Annotated in this window: 19 protein-coding genes; 8 read left to right on the forward strand and 11 right to left on the reverse strand. The window is 69.4% G+C overall.

Annotated features, from left to right (window positions below; all coding sequences use genetic code 11):
* The first annotated feature begins 6 nt into the window (after nucleotides 1-6).
* From pyrE to ACQEVY_RS21330, 3 genes are all read left to right on the forward strand, one after another.
* The gene (gene pyrE / locus ACQEVY_RS21320) at nucleotides 7-555 is read left to right on the forward strand and encodes an orotate phosphoribosyltransferase (RefSeq protein WP_432950834.1); all 549 of its coding nucleotides are present in this window, start codon (nucleotides 7-9) and stop codon (nucleotides 553-555) included.
* A gap of 180 nt (nucleotides 556-735) precedes the next feature.
* Entirely contained in the window at nucleotides 736-1,758 is a 1,023-nt protein-coding gene (gene fbaA, locus ACQEVY_RS21325; RefSeq protein ID WP_432950836.1) for a class II fructose-bisphosphate aldolase, read from the forward strand.
* A gap of 100 nt (nucleotides 1,759-1,858) precedes the next feature.
* Nucleotides 1,859-3,361 (forward strand): MFS transporter, encoded by a 1,503-nt coding sequence (locus ACQEVY_RS21330; protein ID WP_432950838.1) that lies wholly within the window; start codon nucleotides 1,859-1,861, stop codon nucleotides 3,359-3,361.
* Nucleotides 3,362-3,524: 163 nt separating this feature from the next.
* Here the strand turns inward: ACQEVY_RS21330 and ACQEVY_RS21335 are convergent, their stop codons facing one another.
* The 3 genes from ACQEVY_RS21335 to ACQEVY_RS21345 form a co-directional block, all read right to left on the reverse strand.
* A complete protein-coding gene (locus ACQEVY_RS21335) occupies nucleotides 3,525-4,625 on the reverse strand; it encodes an SRPBCC domain-containing protein (protein WP_432950840.1) in 1,101 nt (366 codons plus the stop codon).
* A 57-nt stretch (nucleotides 4,626-4,682) separates the two neighbouring features.
* Nucleotides 4,683-6,287 (reverse strand): polyamine aminopropyltransferase, encoded by a 1,605-nt coding sequence (locus ACQEVY_RS21340; RefSeq protein WP_432950842.1) that lies wholly within the window; start codon nucleotides 6,285-6,287, stop codon nucleotides 4,683-4,685.
* Nucleotides 6,288-6,456: 169 nt separating this feature from the next.
* Nucleotides 6,457-6,975, reverse strand: coding sequence for a DUF2617 family protein (locus ACQEVY_RS21345; RefSeq protein ID WP_432950844.1), 519 nt, complete (start codon nucleotides 6,973-6,975; stop codon nucleotides 6,457-6,459).
* 838 nt (nucleotides 6,976-7,813) lie between these two features.
* Between ACQEVY_RS21345 and ACQEVY_RS21350 the strand changes: the two genes are divergently transcribed.
* Nucleotides 7,814-9,004, forward strand: coding sequence for a pyridoxal phosphate-dependent aminotransferase (locus tag ACQEVY_RS21350; RefSeq protein ID WP_432950846.1), 1,191 nt, complete (start codon nucleotides 7,814-7,816; stop codon nucleotides 9,002-9,004).
* 25 nt (nucleotides 9,005-9,029) lie between these two features.
* On the opposite strand, the gene ACQEVY_RS21355 is transcribed toward ACQEVY_RS21350, so the two are convergent.
* The 6 genes from ACQEVY_RS21355 to ACQEVY_RS21380 form a co-directional block, all read right to left on the reverse strand.
* Entirely contained in the window at nucleotides 9,030-9,338 is a 309-nt protein-coding gene (locus tag ACQEVY_RS21355; protein ID WP_432950848.1) for a hypothetical protein, read from the reverse strand.
* Nucleotides 9,339-9,625: 287 nt separating this feature from the next.
* Nucleotides 9,626-10,162 carry a YbjN domain-containing protein gene (locus ACQEVY_RS21360; protein WP_165341484.1) on the reverse strand — a complete coding sequence of 179 codons (537 nt, stop codon included), beginning with the start codon at nucleotides 10,160-10,162 and terminating at the stop codon, nucleotides 9,626-9,628.
* A 153-nt stretch (nucleotides 10,163-10,315) separates the two neighbouring features.
* Complete coding sequence (locus ACQEVY_RS21365) at nucleotides 10,316-10,639, reverse strand: type II toxin-antitoxin system PemK/MazF family toxin (RefSeq protein WP_432950851.1); 324 nt, start codon at nucleotides 10,637-10,639, stop codon at nucleotides 10,316-10,318.
* Entirely contained in the window at nucleotides 10,636-10,860 is a 225-nt protein-coding gene (locus tag ACQEVY_RS21370) for a hypothetical protein (RefSeq protein ID WP_432950853.1), read from the reverse strand. Before ACQEVY_RS21370 ends, ACQEVY_RS21365 begins: the two co-directional genes overlap by 4 nt.
* 22 nt (nucleotides 10,861-10,882) lie before the next feature.
* Nucleotides 10,883-13,495, reverse strand: coding sequence for an ATP-dependent chaperone ClpB (gene clpB / locus ACQEVY_RS21375; protein ID WP_432950855.1), 2,613 nt, complete (start codon nucleotides 13,493-13,495; stop codon nucleotides 10,883-10,885).
* A 302-nt stretch (nucleotides 13,496-13,797) separates the two neighbouring features.
* Nucleotides 13,798-14,133, reverse strand: a complete 336-nt coding sequence (locus tag ACQEVY_RS21380; protein ID WP_119101612.1) for a hypothetical protein — start codon at nucleotides 14,131-14,133, stop codon at nucleotides 13,798-13,800.
* A gap of 453 nt (nucleotides 14,134-14,586) precedes the next feature.
* Between ACQEVY_RS21380 and ACQEVY_RS21385 the strand changes: the two genes are divergently transcribed.
* Both ACQEVY_RS21385 and ACQEVY_RS21390 read left to right on the forward strand, forming a co-directional pair.
* A complete protein-coding gene (locus ACQEVY_RS21385; protein WP_432950858.1) occupies nucleotides 14,587-15,531 on the forward strand; it encodes a helix-turn-helix transcriptional regulator in 945 nt (314 codons plus the stop codon).
* Nucleotides 15,532-15,554: 23 nt separating this feature from the next.
* Complete coding sequence (locus ACQEVY_RS21390) at nucleotides 15,555-16,535, forward strand: LuxR C-terminal-related transcriptional regulator (RefSeq protein WP_432950860.1); 981 nt, start codon at nucleotides 15,555-15,557, stop codon at nucleotides 16,533-16,535.
* Here ACQEVY_RS21390 and ACQEVY_RS21395 read toward each other — a convergent pair.
* Entirely contained in the window at nucleotides 16,489-17,532 is a 1,044-nt protein-coding gene (locus ACQEVY_RS21395) for a LuxR C-terminal-related transcriptional regulator (RefSeq protein WP_432950862.1), read from the reverse strand. The genes ACQEVY_RS21390 and ACQEVY_RS21395 overlap by 47 nt on opposite strands.
* A gap of 474 nt (nucleotides 17,533-18,006) precedes the next feature.
* Nucleotides 18,007-18,627: a DUF3887 domain-containing protein gene (locus ACQEVY_RS21400; protein WP_432950864.1), complete on the reverse strand. Its 621-nt coding sequence runs from the start codon at nucleotides 18,625-18,627 to the stop codon at nucleotides 18,007-18,009.
* Nucleotides 18,628-18,790: 163 nt separating this feature from the next.
* Here ACQEVY_RS21400 and ACQEVY_RS21405 point away from each other — a divergent pair, with 163 nt between their 5' ends.
* Both ACQEVY_RS21405 and ACQEVY_RS21410 read left to right on the forward strand, forming a co-directional pair.
* Nucleotides 18,791-20,335, forward strand: coding sequence for a circularly permuted type 2 ATP-grasp protein (locus tag ACQEVY_RS21405; RefSeq protein WP_432950866.1), 1,545 nt, complete (start codon nucleotides 18,791-18,793; stop codon nucleotides 20,333-20,335).
* Nucleotides 20,336-20,391: 56 nt separating this feature from the next.
* Nucleotides 20,392-21,324, forward strand: coding sequence for an alpha-E domain-containing protein (locus ACQEVY_RS21410; RefSeq protein WP_328769988.1), 933 nt, complete (start codon nucleotides 20,392-20,394; stop codon nucleotides 21,322-21,324).
* The last annotated feature ends 6 nt before the right edge of the window (nucleotides 21,325-21,330 follow it).

Consider the following 21,330-nt stretch of genomic DNA (forward strand, 5'->3'; position numbering starts at 1 on the left):
GCGGGCATGACGGACGTACGCGGCACGCTGCTGCAGCAGATCAAGGACAAGGCCGTGGTGCACGGCAAGGTGACCCTCTCCTCGGGTCTTGAGGCCGACTACTACGTGGACCTGCGCCGCGTCACCCTCGACGGCGAGGCCGCCCCGCTCGTCGGCCAGGTGCTGCTCGACCTGACCGACGGGCTCGAGTACGACGCCGTGGGCGGGCTCACCATGGGCGCCGACCCGGTGGCCGCGTCGATGCTGCACGCCGCCGCCGCGCGCGGGCGGCGGCTCGACGCGTTCGTCGTCCGCAAGGCCGCCAAGGCGCACGGCCTGCAACGCCGCGTCGAAGGGCCGGACATCAAGGGCCGCCGGGTGCTGGTCGTCGAGGACACCTCCACCACCGGCGGCTCCCCGCTGACCGCCGTCGAGGCGGTACGGGAGGCCGGGGCCGAGGTCGTCGCCGTCGCGACGATCGTCGACCGGGCCACGGGAGCCGCCGAGAAGATCCAGGAAGGCGCCGGGGTGCCGTATCTCTTCGCGTACTCGAAGGACGAGCTGGGCCTGGACTGAGCGGTGTCCACAGGGAGTTGTCCACAGGTGACCCGAGGCCCCGGACGGGAGTTGTCCACAGGCCCGGGCCGCGTGGCTGGATCATCCGGCCAATTCTGGAAAGATGGGGCCGACGATGACGTCGCCCCCTAGGTCAGGGCTGTAAAGCAGAACTCCACCCGCACATACAAGGAGCGGACCATGCCCATCGCAACCCCCGAGGTCTACAACGAGATGCTCGACCGGGCGAAGGCAGGCAAGTTCGCCTACCCGGCCATCAACGTGACCTCGTCGCAGACCCTGCACGCTGCGCTCCGCGGCTTCGCGGAGGCCGAGAGCGACGGCATCATCCAGATGTCCACCGGTGGTGCGGAGTTCCTGGGCGGCCAGCACAGCAAGGACATGGTCACCGGCGCGGTCGCGCTGGCCGAGTTCGCGCACATCGTCGCCAAGAAGTACGACATCACGGTCGCCCTGCACACGGACCACTGCCCCAAGGACAAGCTCGACGGGTACGTACGCCCGCTGCTGGCCGTCTCCGAGGAGCGCGTGGCGCGCGGCGAGAACCCGCTGTTCCAGTCCCACATGTGGGACGGCTCCGCGGAGACCCTCGCCGACAACCTCTCGATCGGCCAGGAGCTCCTGGAGCGCGCCCGCGCCGCGAAGATCATCCTCGAGGTGGAGATCACCCCGACGGGCGGCGAGGAGGACGGCGTCTCGCACGAGATCAACGACTCCCTGTACACGACGGTCGACGACGCGATCCGTACGGCCGAGGCACTGGGCCTGGGCGAGAAGGGCCGTTATCTGCTGGCGGCGTCGTTCGGCAATGTGCACGGCGTGTACAAGCCGGGCAACGTCGTCCTGCGCCCCGAGCTGCTCAAGGAGCTGAACGAGGGCGTCGGCGCCAAGTACGGCAAGGCCTCCCCGTTCGACTTCGTCTTCCACGGCGGTTCCGGTTCCACGGAGCAGGAGATCGCGACCGCGCTGGAGAACGGCGTGGTCAAGATGAACATCGACACGGACACGCAGTACGCCTTCACGCGCCCCGTCGCCGACCACATGTTCCGGAACTACGACGGCGTCCTGAAGGTCGACGGCGAGGTCGGCTCCAAGAAGCTGTACGACCCGCGGACGTGGGGCAAGGCCGCCGAGGCGTCGATGGCCGCGCGTGTGGTGGAGGCCTGCCAGAACCTCCGGTCGACCGGCACGAAGATCAAGTAAGGCGCGCGTCACCAAGTAAGGCGCCCGTTGATCAAGTAGGGCGTACTTTCGGACGGTCCGGGACCCTGTGGGGTGCCGGACCGTTCCGTATGCTCCGGGTATGGCTGCCCCTCCCGAGGAGAACCAGCAGGACACAGGCGTCAGGATCGGCACCCCCGCGGGGAGATGGATCCTGCTGACCACGGTGCTCGGTTCGAGCATGGCGTTGCTGGACTCGACGGTCGTGAACGTCGCGCTGCCGCGCATCGGCCGCGACCTCGACGCCGATCTCGCCGCCCTCCAGTGGACCGTCAACGCGTACACGGTCACCCTCGCGGGCCTGATCCTCCTCGGCGGCGCCCTCGGCGACCGCTTCGGGCGCCGGAAGATCTTCGTCATCGGCGTGATCTGGTTCGCGGTGGCGTCGCTGCTGTGCGGCATCGCGCCGAACGCCCCCGCGCTCGTCGCGGCCCGCGCCCTTCAGGGCATCGGCGGCGCGCTGCTCACCCCCGGCTCGCTCTCCCTCATCCAGGCCTCCTTCCACCCCGACGACCGGGGCAAGGCCGTGGGGCTGTGGTCCGGGTTCGGCGGCGTCGGCGCCGCGGTCGGCCCCTTCGTGGGCGGCTGGCTGGTGGACGGCCCCGGCTGGCGCTGGGTGTTCCTGCTCAACGTCCCGCTCGCGCTGCTGTGCGCGCCGATCGCCCTGCGCCACGTACCGGAGTCGAAGGACGGGCGGAAGCACGCGCGCGGATTCGACGTACTCGGCGCGGCCCTCGGCGCGCTCGCCCTCGCCCTGGTGACGTACGCCCTGATCGAGGCCACCAGCGGCACGCTGATCGTCACCGGGACGGCTGCCGCGGGGGTCGTGGCGGGTATCGCCTTCGTGTACGTCGAGCGGAAGCGGGACGATCCGATGATGCCGCTCGACATCTTCGCGTCCCGCCAGTTCACGGCGGTCAATCTGGTGACCCTGTGTGTGTACGCGGCCTTCGGCGGTTTCTTCTTCCTCGCCGCGCTCCAGTTGCAGGTCGTCTCCGGCTACTCGGCGCTCGGCGCCGGTACGGCACTGCTGCCCATCACCGTCCTGATGCTGCTCCTGTCGGCCCGCGCCGGGGACCTGGGCCGTCGCATCGGCCCGCGCATTCCGCTCACGGTGGGCCCGCTGCTGTGCGCGGCGGGGATGCTGCTGATGCTGCGGGTGGGCACGGACGCGTCGTACGTCATGGACGTCCTGCCCGCGCTGCTGGTGCTGGGCCTCGGCATGGTCACCCTGGTCGCACCACTGACGGCGACCGTACTGGCCTCGGTTGACGCCTCCCGCGCGGGCCTGGCCAGCGGCATCAACAACGCGGCGGCCCGCGCGGCGGGCCTGATAGCGGTCGCCGCGTTGCCGCTGGCCGCGGGGATGGGGGCGGAGGCGTATCGCTCGCCTGCCGCATTCGACGATGCGTTCACGCGGGCGATGCCGTTGTGCGCCGCGGTCGTGCTGGTGGGCGGGATTGTCGCCTTCACGGCGGTGCGGCAACCGGCGCCGGATTGCCGACGGCCAGAGTGCCGGACACATGGGAATGTGACGGCTCCGCCGCTGGAGGGGGAGCGGGGGTCCGGCAAGTCCGGCGCGTGAGGGGCGCCCCTTTAGGGGCGCGGGGAACTGCGCGCCCAGCCACAACGCACCCGCAGCCGCGACACAACTGTCACACCCTCCCCCTGGCGGGGGTCTGGGGCGTAGCCCCAGTTTCGGGAAGGGGCGGGGCTGGGGAAAGAAACCCGCGCGCCCCGCGACCCGGCTAGCGACGCCGCCGCAGCACGCGCCCCAACACGATGGCCGAGGCCACCACAAGCGCGGCGGCCGGCGCGGCCCAGCGCAGCGCCGCGCTACCGGACACAGCCTCCGGCGCCGGCACCGGCGCATACCGCCCACGCGGCGGCGCGTGATCAACCTCCTCCGCGCTACGCCCGATCATCGTCCGCCGAGCATGCGCGGCCTCAGCCGGAGGCTCCCCATCCTCGTCTTCGTCCTCGAACCCACCCTCGAAGTCGTCCTCGGCGAACGGAACGAGCGAGGGCGGCGGAACCTCCGTCTCGTAGACGGAGGGTTCCTCGGCAGCCAAGGCCTCCCCGTCCCGGGCCCCTTCGGGTGGCGCGATCCCCGAGTCGGAACCGGGGCTCGGCTCGGCGGCCGCGTCCTGCGCGGCTGAGTCGGAGGCGGCCTCCGGCTCACCAGCAGCCTCCGGCTCGGCAGCACCCTCGGTGTCACCAGCGCTCTCTGCCTCAGTGGCTGACTCGGTTTCCCCAGCACCCTTAGTCTCGCCAGCACCCTCCGCCGCAGCGGACGCCTCCCCCGCACCGGTGCCCTCAGTCTCACCAGAAGCCTTGGCTTCACCAGAAGCCTCCGGCTCGGCAGAAGCCGCCGCCTCACCAGGCCCCTTGGCCTCCCCAACAGCCCCCGCCGAACCCCCGGAGCCCTCCGAGCCCCCCGCCAAATTCTCCCCGAACCGATTCAGCAACCGCGCCCCCGCCGAAGCCACCGCATCCGACGCCAGCTCAGTAACCCGCCCGTCCCCCGAAGCCGTCCCCCCAAAGGCCAGCACCGAGCCCCCTTCAGCCGAGCGGAGCGACAGCGTGAGCGCGAGCTTCACCGAACCGCTCCCGCGGGCTTCGGTGGCGTCGCCTTCGATGGCGTACGAACCGTCGTCCTGGCCGGCGATCCGGACCGTTCCGCGGTAGGTGATGCTGTGGCTGCCGACGCGTACCTTCAGGCGTCCGGAGACAGGCTCCGTTCCCGCGTCCTGCTGGAGCCCGGGCACCGCCCGGGCCACCCGCGCGGGATCGGCGAGCGCTTCCCGGAGACGTTCGACGGGAACCGGAACGAACACCTCATGCTCCATGTCGGCCGAGCCTACCCAGCGTGGCCCGTTCCGCACCCATGTATCAGCGCATTCGGTTCAGCCCGCGTACCGCGGATGCACCAGCGTCGACGCGGGCAGGCCCGGCACCCGGGTACGTTCCGCCGCCCGCGCCGCCCCGGGCAGGGACAGCACCGGTGCCGTACGGGACGCGAGGACGAACCCCCAGTCGCGCGGCGCCCCCGCCGGGCCGCTCGTACGGTCGGGCCCGGCCGCGAAGCCCGAGTCGCGGCCGCCCACCCGGTACGGCACGGTCCGCAGCCCCGCCGCCCGCAGCGTCGCGTCCACCGTCCAGAACACCCGCGGCCGGGACTCCACCGGACCCGCGTGCACGACGAGCCGCCCGCGCTCGGCGAGAACCCGCCGCGCGAGCCCGTAGAACTCCTGCGAGTACAGCTTCGTACTGGCCGTGATCCCGGGATCCGGCAGATCCGAGATCACCACGTCGTACGTGTCCGGGGTCTCCCTCAGCCACACGAACGCGTCCGCGCGCTGGACGCGCACCCGCGGATCCCCGAACGCGTCCTTGTTCAGCGCGGTCAGCGCCGGGTCGGTGCGCGCCAACCGCACGACACCGGCATCGAGTTCGGCCACATCGACCCGTCGTACGCCCGGGTGCCGCAGCACTTCGCGTACGGCGAGCCCGTCGCCGCCGCCGAGGATGAGCACGCGCGCGTGCGGGCCGTTTTCCATCGCCGGGTGCACCAACGACTCGTGATAGCGCCGTTCGTCGCGCCCGCTGACCCGTAGCCGCCCGTCGAGGAACAGGCTGAGCGGACGCCCGCCGGAGCCGCCCGCGAGGACGATCTCCTGTACATCCGTCTGCAGCGCCACCCGTACGTCGTGCCCGTACACCGCCTGCCGCGCGGCCCGTTCGAAGTCGTCGACGTGGACGGCGGCGGAGCCGAGCAGCCCGAGGACGAGAAGGTTGGCGACGACGAGCAGTTGGCGTCCGCGGCGGGTCAAGTCCCGCCGGAACAGGCCGAGTACGAGTGCCCCGCCCGCGATCGCGTTGACGGCTCCGGTGATCAGGGCGCCGGTCAACTGGCCGAGGAGGGGCAGGAGGAGGAAGGGGAAGGCGAGTCCGCCGACCAGCGCGCCCACGTAGTCCGCGGCGAACAGGTCCGCGACGGCGCGGCCCGCGTCCTGCCGTCTGATCCGCTGGATCAGCTCCATCAGCAACGGCACTTCGGCGCCGATGAGCAGTCCGATCACCAGTGAGAAGACGACGAGCAGATGGCGGGAGCCGCCCTCCCAGGCTCCGCCCCAGTGGCCGGTCCAGGCGAAGGCGGCGTACAGGGCCATCGCGCTGCAGCCGCCGACCAGCGCGAGCAGCGCCTCGATCGCGCCGAAGCCGGCGGCGGCGTGGTGGCGCAGGCGTTTGGCCACGAGTGAGCCGATGCCCATCGCGAAGACCATGACCGAGAGCACGACGGAGGCCTGGGTGACGGAGTCGCCTATCAAGTACGAGGCGAGAGCTACGAGTTCCAGTTCGTAGACGAGTCCGCAGGCTGCGCAGACGAAGACGCCTGCTAGCACTAGGGCGCGGCCTGTGGCTGCTTTGACCGGCAGGCCCGGTCGGCCGCCCGGATCGCCGTCCAGGGGCGGCGCACCGGACGGGGCCGGGGGGTGCGGGTCGATCACCCCGGTCACGGTACGTCACGCCTGCGGCGGGCTGGGTCACTCACACGGGTGGAGCTTCCGCCTGTTTCGTTTGCGGCTGCGGGTAGTTGTGGGCTGGTCGCGCAGTTCCCCGCGCCCCTAACGGGGCGCCCCCGAACCCGGCGCTTATGCAGCACCCTCGCCTCATTGCTTATGCCGGGGTCGGCACCCGTACCCCAACTCTCGTCCTCGTAGCCACCAGTTGGCCGTCCTGGGGATACGCGTGCCAAGTCCTCCAGTGGACCTGGCCCTCGTGGTGTTGGGCCAGTAGGGCTGTGAAGGCGTGGGGGTTGCCTGGGAAGACTCCTGCCAGGCCGTGGGGGTGGTCGGAGACCAGGGCCAGGAGTTCTTGGGCTCGGCCTGCGAAGGAGCCTCGTGACAACGTTTCTACTCGGGCCGCGAACTCGTACTCCCACTCGCCTACGCGTTTGGCGACGCCCAGTGGCAGAGGGGTGCTGCTGCCGGGGATGCAGGCGACGGTTTCCGAACAGGTGCCGTTCTGTTCTTCCAGGAGGACCTGGTGGGAGGCGCCGAGGAGTCTCAACTGGAGCTTCGCGCCGGACAGTTCGAGGTCGAGGGTCGCGAGCGCGGGGAGCGGCTCGCGTCCCAGGGCCCAGGCGAGGTCGGCCGCGCGCGTGTCGGTATAGGCGGTGTTGAGATTCGTGAGCATGGGTCGGCTCCGCTGGCACGCAAAGGGTGAGTGGGTCCGTCGCACCCCGGGCCGGCGCCGGGAAATCGCCCGGTCTGCCTGCTCAGAAGGATGTGTCGGGGGCTGCGTCGGATTAGCAGGGAATCATGAAAAGCGCTTCTGCCAAAGCAGTTTTACCCATGTTCGGACGGTTTCCATCCATCCGAGGGCTCCCCAGCTCACCAGTTCAACCTGGGAGTGCGCCCCCGGCTCCCAAGTGCGCCGCGCGCGCCCCAACTGCCAAGCGCCCTGCGGGACATGGCCACGCAGCAAGGCGTCCGCCGGAAAGTGTGACACTTTGGCGCTGAGTGTCACACTTCGGCGGACGCCTCATGGTGCCGGACGGCCCGGATGCGGTTCCCCCGCGGACCAGCTGCCCCGTGTCAGCTGCCTCCGCCGCCGCATCCTCCCCCGCCGCCCCCGCAGGACGACCCGCCTCCGCAGGACGAGCCACCGCTGCACGACGCGCCGCCACCCCCGTGGTTACCGCCCCCGCCCGAGGCCCACCAGCTGCCGCCTCGCCTGGAGCCGCTGTACGAACGTGAGCGCGACCTCCTGCTGTCGCTCTTCGCGATGACCACACCGATGACGACCACTATTGCGACCACCGCCAGGATGATGCCGATGTTCATGGCGTCACCCTCCTTTCGTCGTTCCCCCGAAGCGACCCCCCGTGGGCGTTGCTTCTCACTTGTGTTCCGGTCTGCTTCCTTGCTGTTCCCGCTTGCTTCTTTCCGGGTTCCTTCTTGCGTGAGAGGGGGATGCCCCCGGCCATCGGAGCTCAAGCCGGAGTTGAGCAACTCCAGAGGTTGCGCGCAGGATGGCCGCCATGACCTCCACCGCGCGCCCGCTCCTCAGCCGCCGTCTCGCCGAGTTCGGGACGACGATCTTCGCCGAGATGTCCGCCCTGGCCCTGAGCACCGGCTCCATCAACCTCGGCCAGGGCTTTCCCGACACCGACGGCCCCGAAGAGGTCCGCGAGGCGGCCGTACGGGCGCTGCGCGACGGCCGCGGCAACCAGTACCCGCCGGGCCCCGGCATCCCCGAGCTGCGCACGGCCATCGCCGCACATCAGGAGCGCCGGTACGGGCTCTCGTACGACCCCGACACCGAGGTCCTCGTCACGGCGGGCGCGACGGAGGCGATCGCGGCCGCGCTGCTCGCCCTGCTGGAACCCGGCGACGAGGTGATCGCGCTCGAGCCGTACTACGACTCGTACGCGGCCTGCATCGCGATGGCGGGCGGCACCCGCGTCCCCGTGACGCTGCGCCCGCACGAGGGCTCGTTCCGGCTGGACCTGGACGAGCTGCGCGACGCGGTCACCGACCGCACCCGCCTGCTCCTGATCAACACCCCGCACAACCCCACCGGCACGGTCCTCACCCGCGACGAACTCACCGCGATCGCGGCACTCGCCGTCGAACGCGACCTCCTCGTGGTCACCGACGAGGTCTACGAACACCTGGTCTTCGACGAGGCCGAGCACATCCCGCTCGCGACACTTCCCGGGATGCGCGACCGCACGGTCACCATCGGGTCGGCCGGGAAGAGCTTCTCGTTCACCGGGTGGAAGGTGGGCTGGGTTACGGCGCCCCGGGAACTCGTCTCGGCCGTCCGCTCGGCCAAGCAGTTCCTGACGTACGTCGCTTCCGGGCCCTTCCAGTACGCGGTCGCCGAGGCGCTGGCCCTCCCCGAGACGTACTTCACCGCCTTCCGCGAGGACATGCAGGCCAAGCGGGACCTGCTCGCGGGCGGCCTGGAGCAGGCGGGCTTCAAGGTCTTCCGCCCGGCCGGCACGTACTTCATCACCACCGACATCCGGCCCCTCGGCGAGAGCGACGGCTTCGCCTTCTGCCGCGCGCTGCCGGAGCGCTGCGGGGTGGTGGCGATCCCCAACGCCGTCTTCTACGACCACCGCGAGCAGGGCGCGCCCTTCGTACGGTTCGCCTTCTGCAAGCGGACGACGGTGCTGGAAGAGGCGGCCGCCCGGCTCAAGACGCTGACCGCGTAACAGCCGGCACCCGGCGGACTGGTGCTCATGACCCGACGGAGGTTTCCCCGCCGGTCCTCCTGCTCGGCCACCGGGCCGAGCGACCCCGCGCAACCCGCGCCGCCGCGAGCGCCCGGCAGCGGTAGCCGCGCAACTGGCTCCGGGACAGCCTGGCCCGCTGCCCACCGCCCGCGATCAGGGCGTTGACCGACACCATCGGGTCGCCTCCGACCGTCCGCGCCACCAAGGCCCCGACCACCAACGGGACCAGCACCACCGAGAGAGCCGAACCGGTGGCGGTGACCGTGGCCGTGGCTTTCCGGAGGGGGCGCGTACGTGTGCTGTCCGTGGTCATGCCGACAGTGCACCAGCCGCCCGGGGTCCGCTGATACCGGGCAACGTACTCAGTCGCTGCAGCCGGGATACTCAGGTCACGGGCAGACTGGCGGCGGCTACGAAGCGGCTGCCCAAGCTGCGGCAGTAGTCCGGCGGGGCGCGACCATCCCCAACGGAGTGGTTGCCGCTGTGAGAGCCCTGCCACGACGGCGAGAGCCCGGCCCGGGCCCGCGACCTACTCTGGTCGCGCCCCCTGACCGGGCTCTCGTACGCGTACGGGGCGAGCCCCGTGGAAACCTGCGGACGCTACTCCGCGTCGTCGTCGGGCTTCTCGGCGTCGTTGACCTCCTGCTCGAGGCCGAGCTGCTCGACGAGCCACTTGTCGAACTCGATGGCGGCCCGCACCCAGCTGACCGTCGAGGACACGAAGTGCTCCAGGCTGACACCGGTACCGATCAGCATCTGCGCCTCGCCGATGAGGCGGACGGTGCCGTCGTCGTGCGTGTGGCTGTAGACCTTGGGCCACAGCGTGCGCCGGTTCCAGTCATCGATCGACTCGAGGAGCTGGGGCTTCTCGTCGATCTTGTGCGGGCGGTCGTAGAACGTCCGCACCGAGAAGACCTGCTGGTCTCCCTCGCCACGGAACATGAAGTACGTACGGAACTGCTCCCACGGCGCCGCGAGGTCACCCTCGTCGTCGACGACGTACTTCAGCTCCATCTGGTCCAGGAGCTGCTTCACGAGGTCCTGATCCGGGACGACGGGGCCCGCTGGTCCGCCGCTCTGCGGCTCTGGCTCGGGCTGGCCCCCGAAGTTCGGAATCGAGGACGGGTCGATGGACATACTTGGACACTCCTGTGCTCGTCTGGCTCGTCCGGCCATAGCTGAGACCAGACGTACACCGCCACCCTCTCTCTCTTGCCCCATGACCGGCAACCGCCCCAGGGAAAGGGCTCCCGAAAGTGGCCGAATGCGCCCTGCTCCTGGGGGCTGCGCTCAGAAAAGGCCGAGCTTGAGCATGAGGGCTTGGTCGACGTCCATCAGCTCGTCGGCATCGAGAGAGGCATTGAAGTGGCCGAGTCGCTCGGGGGTGACCGAGTGGATCTGGTCGGTCAGGACGCGTGTCGGCTTCCCGTCGAGTTCGATCTCCGGGCGGTACCCAGCAGGGCCGGCGTTCGCCGACGTGAGCGCGATCGTGACTGTGCTCGTCGAGAAGCGGCCGGACTGGCTGACGACCGCGCGACGCCGCCCCTGCTGCTCGTGGCCCCGCGCATCCGGCGCGGCCTTGATCTCGTAGATCGCCCCCCCCCGGAAGATCACTCGGCGACACCCATGTACCGCTGAATGGCGAGCATCTCCGCCTGGTCGTCCGGGTCGTTGGCCAGGCGCTCGGCGTCAGCCTTCGCCTGCTCGATCAGTTTCGCCTTGTACGCGCGCAGAAGCGCATGCCGCACCGCCTCCCTACGGGAGCCGTACTCCTCCACCAGTGCGCTCAGCGCTGTCTCCATGGCCTCGTCCGTGCGGACGTTCAGAGTGCCCATGGAGACAGCGTATTGCGCCGTATTACAACGTCTTGCCCGTCACCGGCCCCACGATCAGGCCATCCCCGAAGGAGTCCACCCGTACCGTGTCGCCGTCCTTGACCTCGCCCGCGAGGATCTCCTTGGCGAGGCGGTCGCCGATGGCGGTCTGGACGAGGCGGCGGAGGGGGCGGGCGCCGTAGGCGGGGTCCATGCCCTCGTCGGCGAGCCAGGTCAGGGCCTCGTCGGTGACCTCCAGGGTGAGGCGGCGTTCGGCGAGGCGCTTGGTGAGGCGGTCGATCTGGAGCCTGGCGATGCGTTCCAGTTCGGGCTTCGTCAGGGCCGAGAAGACGACCAGGTCGTCCAGGCGGTTCAGGAACTCCGGCTTGAAGGAGGCGCGGACCACCTCGAGGACCTGCTCCTTCTTCTCCGCCTCGCTGGTGATCGGGTCGACCAGGAACTGGCTGCCCAGGTTCGAGGTGAGGATCAGGATCGTGTTGCGGAAGTCGACCGTGCGGCCCTGTCCGTCCGTGAGGCGTCCGTCGTCCAGCACCTGGAGCAGGATGTCGAAGACCTCCGCGTGCGCCTTTTCGACCTCGTCGAGCAGTACGACGCTGTACGGGCGACGGCGCACGGCCTCGGTCAGCTGGCCGCCCTCCTCGTAGCCGACATAGCCGGGCGGGGCGCCGACCAGCCGCGCCACGCTGTGCTTCTCGCTGTACTCCGACATGTCGATACGGACCATCGCCCGCTCGTCGTCGAAGAGGAAGTCCGCGAGCGCCTTGGCCAGTTCGGTCTTGCCGACACCCGTCGGCCCGAGGAAGAGGAAGGATCCGGTGGGGCGGTCGGGGTCCGAGATACCCGCACGCGTGCGTCGTACGGCATCCGAGACGGCCCGTACGGCCTCGGTCTGGCCGATCAGGCGACGCCCCAACTCCTCCTCCATACGCAGCAGTTTCTGCGTCTCGCCCTCCAGGAGCCGCCCGGCGGGGATACCGGTCCACGCGGCGACGACGTCCGCGATGTCATCCGCGCCGACCTCCTCCTTCACCATCGTGTCGGACTTGGACCCCGACTTGGACGCCTCCTCCTCTTCCTCCGAGGCGGCCTCCAAGTCCCTCTCCACGGCCGGGATCTCGCCGTACAGCAGCTTGGACGCGGTGTCGAAGTCGCCGTCGCGCTGGGCGCGTTCGGCCTGCCCGCGCAGTTCGTCGAGCTTCTCCTTCAGCTCACCGACCCGGTTGAGAGACTGCTTCTCCTTCTCCCAGCGGGCGGTGAGGCCGCGCAGCTCCTCCTCCTTGTCGGCGAGATCGCGGCGCAGCTTCTCCAGGCGCTCGCGGGAGGCGGGGTCGGTCTCCTTGCTGAGGGCGAGCTCCTCCATCCGCAACCGGTCGACGCCGCGCTGGAGTTCGTCGATCTCGACGGGGGACGAGTCGATCTCCATACGAAGCCGGGAGGCGGCCTCGTCGACCAGGTCGATGGCCTTGTCGGGCAGGAAGCGTGAGGTGATGTACCGGTCGGAGAGCGTGGCCGCGGCGACCAGCGCACTGTCCGCGATCACCACCTTGTGATGGGCCTCGTACCGCCCCTTGAGCCCGCGCAGAATCGCGATCGAGTCCTCGACGGTCGGCTCGGCGACCAGCACCTGCTGGAAACGCCGCTCCAGCGCCGCGTCCTTCTCGATGCGCTCGCGGTACTCGTCGAGGGTCGTGGCGCCGACCATGCGCAGCTCACCGCGCGCGAGCATGGGCTTGAGCATGTTGCCCGCGTCCATGGCGGAGTCACCGCCGGCGCCCGCGCCCACGACGGTGTGCAGCTCGTCGATGAACGTGATGATCTGCCCGTCGGAGTCCTTGATCTCCGCGAGCACGGTCTTCAGCCGCTCCTCGAACTCACCGCGGTACTTGGCGCCCGCGATCATCGCGCCGATGTCGAGCGCGACGAGCCGCTTGTTCTTGAGGGACTCGGGCACATCGCCCTTGACGATGCGCTGGGCCAGCCCCTCGACGACGGCGGTCTTGCCGACGCCGGGCTCGCCGATGAGGACGGGGTTGTTCTTCGTACGCCGGGACAGCACCTGTACGACGCGCCGGATCTCCTGGTCCCGCCCGATGACGGGGTCGAGCTTGCCCTCACGCGCGGCGGCCGTGAAGTCGGTGCCGAACTTCTCGAGTGCCTTGTACTGGCCCTCGGGATCCGGTGTGGTCACGCGGCGCCCTCCCCTCGCTTTCTGGAAGGCCTCCAGCAGCTTCTTCGCACTGGCGCCCTGCTGGGAGAGTACGTCCCCGGTCTGGCCGCCCTTCGCGGCGATACCGATGAGCAGGTGCTCCGTGGAGAGGTACTCGTCACCCAGCTCCTTGGCCCGCTCCGTGGCGTCGGCGATCACGGCGAGCAGCTCACGGTTGGGCTGCGGCGGGGCGACGGTCGAGCCGGTCACGCTGGGCAGCGCGCTCAGCACGCGCTCGGCGCCGTTCCGTACCGCCGCCTGGTCCGCCTCCACCGCGGCCAGCAGGTCGGTGATGTTCTCGTTCTCCTGCCCCTCGAGCAGCGCCAGCAGCAAGTGCGCGGGGGTGAGATCCGGGTGCCCCTCGGACACGGCCCGATTGCTGGCCGCGTTGATCGCGTCCCGGCTCCTGTTGGTCAGCTCGGCGTCCACGTCCGCTGTCTCCTCCTTGCGTCAGCCGTCGTCAGGCGTGGTTCTGTCATCACTCAACGCTGACTTCAGCAACGTACACAAAGTTGAGTCTATTCCACTCAAGGAGACGATGGAGGCCGGTCAAGGAGGCCGCTGCACATGCAGACGAAAATCGACGGAATCCAGCCGTGCTTGACAGCTCCCGGAACCACCGCATACCCGGAGATTCCGCGCAAACGACAGCGGCGTCACCGTGTTCAGGTCACGGTGACGCCGCTGCGGGGGGAAGCACCTGAGCGATCTACTACGACGGGGGAATCGCGTCAGGCACTGCGGGGGGTGGCTGAGATGGTTCGTACGTCCGGGGCTTCCGGCTCGACCAGCCGGTGGTCGCGCTGGTCGAGGTTCACAAAGATCATTCCGTACCGAATGGCACACCGCACGGGCTGCGGCGCTCCACGCGGGCGCCGCAGACACCGGTACGCCCGCACGTCGTCGTCCTCGTCCCGGGTGACGACGACCGGCTCTCCGAAGACGGTCACCATCAGCGAGTCGCCGCTGTGGGGGATGGCGGTGACCAGGTCGATGAAGTGCCAGCCGGAGCGGTAGGCCGTGGCCATTTCCCGGCGGAAGGAGCGGTCGTCGGGTGGGGTGGTCATGACTGGGCAACCCACGTGCTGTCGCCTACGGACCAGGTGCTGTCATCGTCACCGCCGACGGACGCCGGACTGCCCCAGGTACTGTCGCCGGGATCGGGAACAGACGCCGCACCGACCCAGGTACTGTCTCCGGGGTCGGCGGCAGTGGTCGTGGTGCTCACGCGCCACGTACTATCCTCCGGCCGAGTGTCACCCTGCGTAGCCACGACGCCGGTTACGGCACCGAAGGCCACAACGGCGGAGAAGGCGGCGGCAAGCGCCGAGCGAAGCATTCTCTTATGCATAGTCGGCTTCGTCCTCATTTGAAGGTCACCTCTCCCCCGTCGATTACGACGATGGCGCATTCGGGCACGTCATGGCCACCGAATGGATGCATCATGTTCCTGCACGTTCAGGACCCTGGGGGGTGGAGATTTGGCTACAAATGCGACTAAGCAGACACATCCTCATGGAGTGACTGAGCTGTGCGAGGAAGGTCGCCGCCTTTACGGGAACGCTCTGCGCACGGGACGCATCTCCCGAGCGGACGTGGAGCCCGCTCCCTGCCTGATGGAGTTCGCTCTCCTGCACCCCGACCCCGACGACGCGAACTGGCTGCGCCCGGTTCCCCCGTCGATCGCCCTGGCCCAGCGGCTCAACCCGATTGAGCACGAGATCACCAAGCACCGGCGGATGTCGATCGAACTGGCCGACGCTTTCGAGCCGTTCATGGCCCTCAGCGCCCAGGCGACGTCGACGACCCACTCGATCACGGTGCTGGAGGGCATCGAGCGGATCAATGCGGCACTCGATCTGGCCACGGCCCAGTGCCAGTCCGAGATGCTCACGGTCCAGCCAAGCCGACGGCGTCTCGAGCACACACTCCATCAAGGACTGGAACGAGACAGGCCGTTGATCGAACGGGGCTGCCGCATACGGACCCTCTACCAGCACACCGCCCGCTACAGCCCCGAGACCCTGGCCTACGTGGCCCAGTTCTCCAACGGCAAGGTGGAGTACCGCACCATCGACGAACTCGTCGAGCGACTCATCATCTGCGACGAGACAGTCGCCTTCATTCCCACGCGGGACGACGGACAGGTCGCCCTCGAGCTCCGTCATCCCGGGCTCGTCCGCTATCTGATCAAGGTCTTCGAGTTCATGTGGGGCCGTTCGGTCCCCTTGGACGCGGGCGCTCCCTACGAAACCGCCCCCGACGGCATCACCGACATCCAGCACTCCATAGCGAAGCTTCTGGTGGAGGGTTACGTCGACGAGGCCATAGCCCGCCGGCTTGGCATGAACGTACGTACCTGTCGCGCTCACATCGCCAAGCTGGCCACCGCTCTCGGCAGCGGTAGCCGGGCCCAACTCGGCTTCCTCATAGCGCAGTCGGGGATCCTGGACCAGGATCACTGAACGCCGAGGGAGGAGAGTCACAGGTGACCACCGGGCCGCACGGGCACAGAGCCGACGAGCCGTGCGAGGCGGGTCTGGAGCTGTATGCCCGCGCGTTGCGCGAGGGCGGTGTTCCCCATCAGGAGGCGGACTCCCTTCCCTGCCTGATCGATTCCTCCTTGCTTGAGCCGGACCTCGAGGACATCCGCTGGCTGCGTCCCGTCGCCCCTGCCATAGCGCTCCCTCGGCTTCTGCACACCTCCGCCGAGGACATCGCTCGGCAGCGACAGCGCGAGGCGCGCCTGGCCGAAGCGTTCGCGCCGCTCATGCGGATCGACGGCCGTCATACGGCAGCAGCGGACACCTCAACGATCAGCACGCTCAGTGGCACGGAGCGGATCAACCGGGCCATCGCGCAGGCCATGGCCGACGCGAACGAGGAACTCCTCGCCGTCCAGCCCCACATCGGCCAGCCCTCCAACACTCTGACCGCCCTGGACCGTGACCAGGCAATGCTGGACCGGGGCGCCCGGATCCGCACTCTCTACCAGCACACCGCCCGCCACTGGCCCCCGGTGATCGCCCGCTACGAACTCATCAAGGGCGACGTCGAAGCGCGCACACTGGACGAAGTCACCCAACGGCTGATCATCATCGACCGCACCGTGGCGTTCATCCCGGCGAGCAAGGACCGCACGCTCGCACTGGAGGTCCGTAACCCGGCCCTGATCTCCTTCTTCGTCACGACCTTCGAACGCCTGTGGCGCCTGGGCACACCCATGTACCCCGAGGCGGCCACCCAACCCACCCTGAACGGCATCACCCCCCGCCAGCGCGCCATCGCAAGCCTCCTCATCGAAGGCCACACCGACACTGCGATCGCCGAACGCCTCGGCATGAACGTCCGCACCACCCGCGTCCACATCGCCAAACTCGCCGAAACCCTGGGCAGCGAAAGCCGAGCCCAACTCGGCTACCTCATCGGCCAGTCGGGGATTCTGGAGCAGCCGGACCAGGAGCGGTGAGGGGCTCAAGCTCCGGAGAGCGCGGCGGGCCGTCGAGGCCCGCCTGGGCGATGCGGACCCCCAGCTGCGTACGGCTGGCGGCCCCCAGCGTCTCCGACAACCGCGCGATGTGCGCCCGGCACGTACGGACACTGATGCCCAGCCGCTCCGCGACCACCGCGTCCTGGTGCCCCTCCGCCAGCAGCGCCGCGATGGAGCGTTCGCGGTGGGTGATGCCCTCGATGCCCGTGTCCGGGAGGGGCGCGGTGAGGGGGACCGCGAGGCGCCAGAGCCGTTCGAAGACGGTGACCAGGTAGTCGACCAGGGCAGGGTGACGCAGCTCCAACGCGATCGTGCGGTCGGGGCTTGCAGGGATCAGGGCGACCGTCCGGTCGAAGACGATGAGCCGCTCGGGGACCTCGTCGAGGGTGCGGGCCTCGGCCGCGTCGCCCATCAGCTCCATGTAGTTGAGCAGGCCTTGCCCATGCCGGGCGACGTGTGTGTACAGGTCGCGCATCCGTACGCCCCGCCGGCGGAGCGCGAGCGCCCGGTGCAGCCCTTCGGAGAGCTCGTCCTCACGGCGGATGCCGCCGGGCTGGACGGCCAGCACCTCGGACGTACATGCCTCCGTCGCCGCGTCCATGGCGGCACGGATCCGGGGCAGCCCGTCGAGCACCCGGATCGCCACGCCCTCAGCGGGCGACCGCGCGTCGCCGCCCAGGGAGGCGTACCACTCGAAGGCGGACACGGTCGCACCCATCCGTGCCTGCGCCGCGACGACGTCCTCGTGCATCTCCCGCAGCAGCCGCGTCATGACCTCCTGCGGCGAGGTCGGCACCAGGTACCGCATGTCGTCGGGGTCGGGATGCAACAGCGCGAGCTCGACCAGGCAGGGCACGGTCTCGGCATCCTCGCGCGACACCCGGCCGCGCCGTACCGCCCGGGAGTACACCCGGTCCCCCGCGTCACACAGACGGTCAGCACCGTGCGAATGCGCCTGCGTCCCGTGCCCGGCCATCTCCCCAACCCCCGGTTCCAGCCTCTTCGGAGCGCAACTATGCGCGGCCGTCCCCGCCTCCGCAACACGACTCGACCTCATACGCGGACCTCAATGCCCCAGTGCCTTACGGATTGTCCGCACCTCCGCATGCTCCATTGCAACAACATGACGGCAGCGACAGCACTCACGTTCGGTGCATGGTGGACACGCGCACGACCGGTGCCGAGCCTCCGGACCACACCTTGGCCGAATACATCCGTACGACAGGACGGACCGCGCAAGCCGCAGCGGGACACCGAAGTCCCGTGTGAGCTGCCCGAAATCCCCCAGTGATAGCCGCTTTACCTGCCACATCCACCGTCACACCATGGCGGACGCATTTGACGCATACGCACGGGCCAACGACTGAGCCATCGGCTCCTCGCAGACCGGCGGCCCTCAACTGACCGACGAGTGCGAGCTGTTGCCGAAGGTCAACGGTTTGCGTATCGGTCAGGGAGTTTCGGGAGTGAGGATGAACAGGCCGCTGACCTGGCCTTCTTTGTTGAAGGTGGCGCGGCCTTTCATCTGGCCGGCTTCGAATTCCAGTGGGACGTCCACGACTGTGTGGTCGCCCAGTTGCCGGACCAGGGGCTTGTCCATTCGTTCATACGCGCCGACCATGCCGATGATCTCGGCCCAGGCGGCGGCTATCCCGTCGGGCGGAAGCTGCGCGGTCATCGTCGGGTCGAAGTGAGCGACGATCTCGTCGTGTCGTCCTTCGATCCAGTTGACGAACAGGTCCGTCGCGCGGTTCGCGGCGTCCGGGAGTGCGGCGTGGCTCATGGGTTCTCCTGTCCGTGGGTCGAGGGGGCGTCCAAAGCGCTGGAACGCGGCCTGCCGACTGACACCAAGCAGGTCACCGATCTCCTGCCAGGTACGCCCGGCGGCACGGGCTCGCTCGACACTCACGCGCAATGCGGTGTCTGACATGGCAGCCAGGTCACGCGCGATCTGCACGCTGATGAGCTCGGCGGGCACGGCGTCGTTGCGCTGGGTGACGTCGGCGAGCAGGCGGGCGAGCGCCGCCATCTTTGCGGCCAGTTCGGCGAGTTCACCTCGTGGACTGCTCACACTTGTAAAGGCTCCCTTGACACCCATGTCGTGTCAAGGACACGTTTACAAGATCCGATCCGCCCTACGCGCCATCAACGCACCCCCACCCCCGATCACCCCCGTGAACTGCTCGAAATCCCCCAGTGATCAGGGCGTTACCTACCACACCTACCGTCAGGCCATGGCGGACATATTTGACGCGTACGCGCTGGCCGACGCGTGGGACGAGATGTTTGAGCGGCCGGGTGAGGTCAGGGCCGCCTATGAGCCGGTGCTGGCGGCGCTTCAGCCGATGGAATCGGCCGAACTCCGGTTCAAGGCCGATCAGATGGCGCGTGCGTTCACGGATCGTGGCGTGACCTACGCCTTCGCGGGCGAGGAGAGACCCTGGCCGCTGGACCTCGTGCCGCGGGTCCTCGACGCCCTCGAGTGGGATCTGATCCAGCGCGGGGTCGCCCAGCGGGTCAGGGCGCTCGAGGCCTATCTCGCCGACGCGTACGGGCCGTGCCGGGCCTTCGAGGACGGAGTCGTGCCCTGGAGGCTGCTCATCAACTCCGGGCATTTCCACCGGGCCGCGCACGGTGTGGAGCCGCCGGGCGGGGTGCGTATCCATGTCGCCGGCATCGATCTCGTACGCGACGAGGCCGGCGACTTCCGCGTCCTGGAGGACAACGTACGGGTGCCGTCCGGGGTCTCGTACGTCATCGAGAACCGGCGCGCGATGACCCGGATCTTCCCCTCCCTCTTCGCCGAACAGCAGGTGTGCCCGATCGACGGCTACGGGCAGCGCCTGTACGCGGCGCTGCGCGCGGCCGCGCCCGACGGGGTCGGCGACCCGCGCGTCGTCGTCCTCACCCCCGGCCCCAGCAACGCCGCCTACTTCGAACACGCCCTCCTCGCCCGGCTGATGGGCGTGCAGCTCGTCGAGGGTCACGACCTCGTGTGCCGCGGAAACCGCGTCTGGATGCGGACGACGCGCGGCGAGATGCCGGTCCATGTCGTATACCGGCGGCTCGACGACGACTTCCTCGACCCGCTCCACTTCCGCCCCGACTCCGTCATCGGCTGCCCCGGCATCATGAGCGCCGCCCAGGCCGGGAACGTCACACTCGCGAACGCCGTCGGCAACGGCATCGCGGACGACAAGCTGCTGTATACGTACGTCCCCGACCTCATCCGGTACTACCTCGCCGAGGAACCGGTCCTCCCCAATGTCGAATCGTTTCGCCCAGAGGAACCAGGGCAGTTGGAGGCCGTCCTCGACCAGCTCCACCAACTGGTCGTGAAGCCCGTCGACGGCGCCGGCGGGCAGGGCATCGTCATCGGTCCGCATGCGGACAAGGCCACGCTGGATCGCGTACGCAAAGAGGTCATCGCCGATCCGCGTGGCTGGATCGCTCAGCGTCCCGTCGCCCTGTCCACCTCGCCGACCCTCGCGGGCGAGCGGATGGCGCCGCGCCATATCGATCTGCGGCCGTTCGCCGTGAACGACGGCAGCGACGTGTGGGTGCTGCCCGGCGGGCTCACCCGGGTGGCGCTCCAGGAGGGCAACCTCATCGTCAACTCCAGCCAGGGCGGCGGCTCCAAGGACACCTGGGTCCTCGCGGAGGGTCCGGTGGGCGGGCGGCGTCCGGAGGAGCCCGGCGCCGTACTGGACGTCGCCCCGCGCCAGCTCGGCCCCGACGGGGAGCGCCTCCTCCCGCAGGAAGGGGCGCAACAGCAGTGACGACCTCGCACCGGACACCCCCGGACGGCGCGAACACTGATCGAGGAGGTTCGGCCGTGAATGACGTGATCCTCTCCCGCATCGCCGAAGCACTGACCTGGACGGGCCGGTACGTCGAGCGGGCGGACGCCACCGGCCGCATCCTCGACGCGTATCTGCACCGGCTGCTCGAAGACCCCTGGCGGGACGAGGACGTGGCCTGCCGCTCGCTGTATGCGATCCTCGGCGTCGACGCGGGAGACACGCGCGTCGACATGCAGCAGGTCCTTGACCAGCTGGCCTTCGACGCCCGCTCCACTTGCTCGATCGAAGGTGCGCTGGGCGCGGCCCGCCTCAATGCCCGCAGCGCTCGCGAGGCCGTCTCCTCCGAGATGTGGGAGTGCCTCAACTCCACCTGGCACGCCCTCGCCGACCAGCGCATGGCGGCCCGCCGCACCGGCCCGTACGCCTATCTGGAACTCGTACGCCGCCGGGCCGCCCTCTTCTTCGGTCTGGCCGACTCGACGATGAGCCGCGACGACAGCTGGCGATTCGTGGTCCTCGGCCGGAGCCTGGAGCGGGTGGACATGACCGTACGGCTGCTGTCCGTACGCGTGCTGGACGCCCCCCACGCGCCGGACTGGCCGACGCTGCTGAGCGCGAGCGGGGCGGACGAGGCGTATGCGCGGGTGTACGGCGGCTTCGGGGACACGGCCCGCGTGGCCGAATTCCTCATCATGGACAGGGAGTTCCCGCGTTCGGTGCTGCATGCGCTGACCACCGCTGAGGAGTGTCTGGCGGCGCTGGGGCGCCCGCGCCAGGATCCGGCGCGGCGGCCGATCGGCCGGATGCGTACGCGGCTCGAGTACCAGGACTCGACCGCTCTCGAAGACGTACTCCCGTCCCTGCTGAGGGAGTTGCAGACGTCCTGCATGGCTTCCGCCGAGGCGGTCGCGGAGAAGTTCTTCCCGTACCAGGGGCCCGTCGAGTGGGCCCAGGAAGGAGCGTGAGTACGC

The organism is Streptomyces sp. CA-288835 (assembly GCF_050936385.1).
GTDB lineage: Bacteria > Actinomycetota > Actinomycetes > Streptomycetales > Streptomycetaceae > Streptomyces.

Coding starts and splice junctions, on each gene's coding strand:
- ACQEVY_RS21405 (WP_432950866.1), top strand. CDS start 18,791: ATGGCGGACATATTTGACGCGTACGCGCTGGCCGACGCGTGGGACGAG.
- ACQEVY_RS21395 (WP_432950862.1), bottom strand. CDS start 17,532: ATGGCCGGGCACGGGACGCAGGCGCATTCGCACGGTGCTGACCGTCTG.
- fbaA (WP_432950836.1), top strand. CDS start 736: ATGCCCATCGCAACCCCCGAGGTCTACAACGAGATGCTCGACCGGGCG.
- ACQEVY_RS21335 (WP_432950840.1), bottom strand. CDS start 4,625: ATGGAGCATGAGGTGTTCGTTCCGGTTCCCGTCGAACGTCTCCGGGAA.
- ACQEVY_RS21360 (WP_165341484.1), bottom strand. CDS start 10,162: ATGTCCATCGACCCGTCCTCGATTCCGAACTTCGGGGGCCAGCCCGAG.
- pyrE (WP_432950834.1), top strand. CDS start 7: ATGACGGACGTACGCGGCACGCTGCTGCAGCAGATCAAGGACAAGGCC.
- ACQEVY_RS21345 (WP_432950844.1), bottom strand. CDS start 6,975: ATGCTCACGAATCTCAACACCGCCTATACCGACACGCGCGCGGCCGAC.
- ACQEVY_RS21350 (WP_432950846.1), top strand. CDS start 7,814: ATGGCCGCCATGACCTCCACCGCGCGCCCGCTCCTCAGCCGCCGTCTC.
- ACQEVY_RS21380 (WP_119101612.1), bottom strand. CDS start 14,133: ATGACCACCCCACCCGACGACCGCTCCTTCCGCCGGGAAATGGCCACG.
- ACQEVY_RS21370 (WP_432950853.1), bottom strand. CDS start 10,860: ATGGGCACTCTGAACGTCCGCACGGACGAGGCCATGGAGACAGCGCTG.
- ACQEVY_RS21330 (WP_432950838.1), top strand. CDS start 1,859: ATGGCTGCCCCTCCCGAGGAGAACCAGCAGGACACAGGCGTCAGGATC.
- ACQEVY_RS21355 (WP_432950848.1), bottom strand. CDS start 9,338: ATGACCACGGACAGCACACGTACGCGCCCCCTCCGGAAAGCCACGGCC.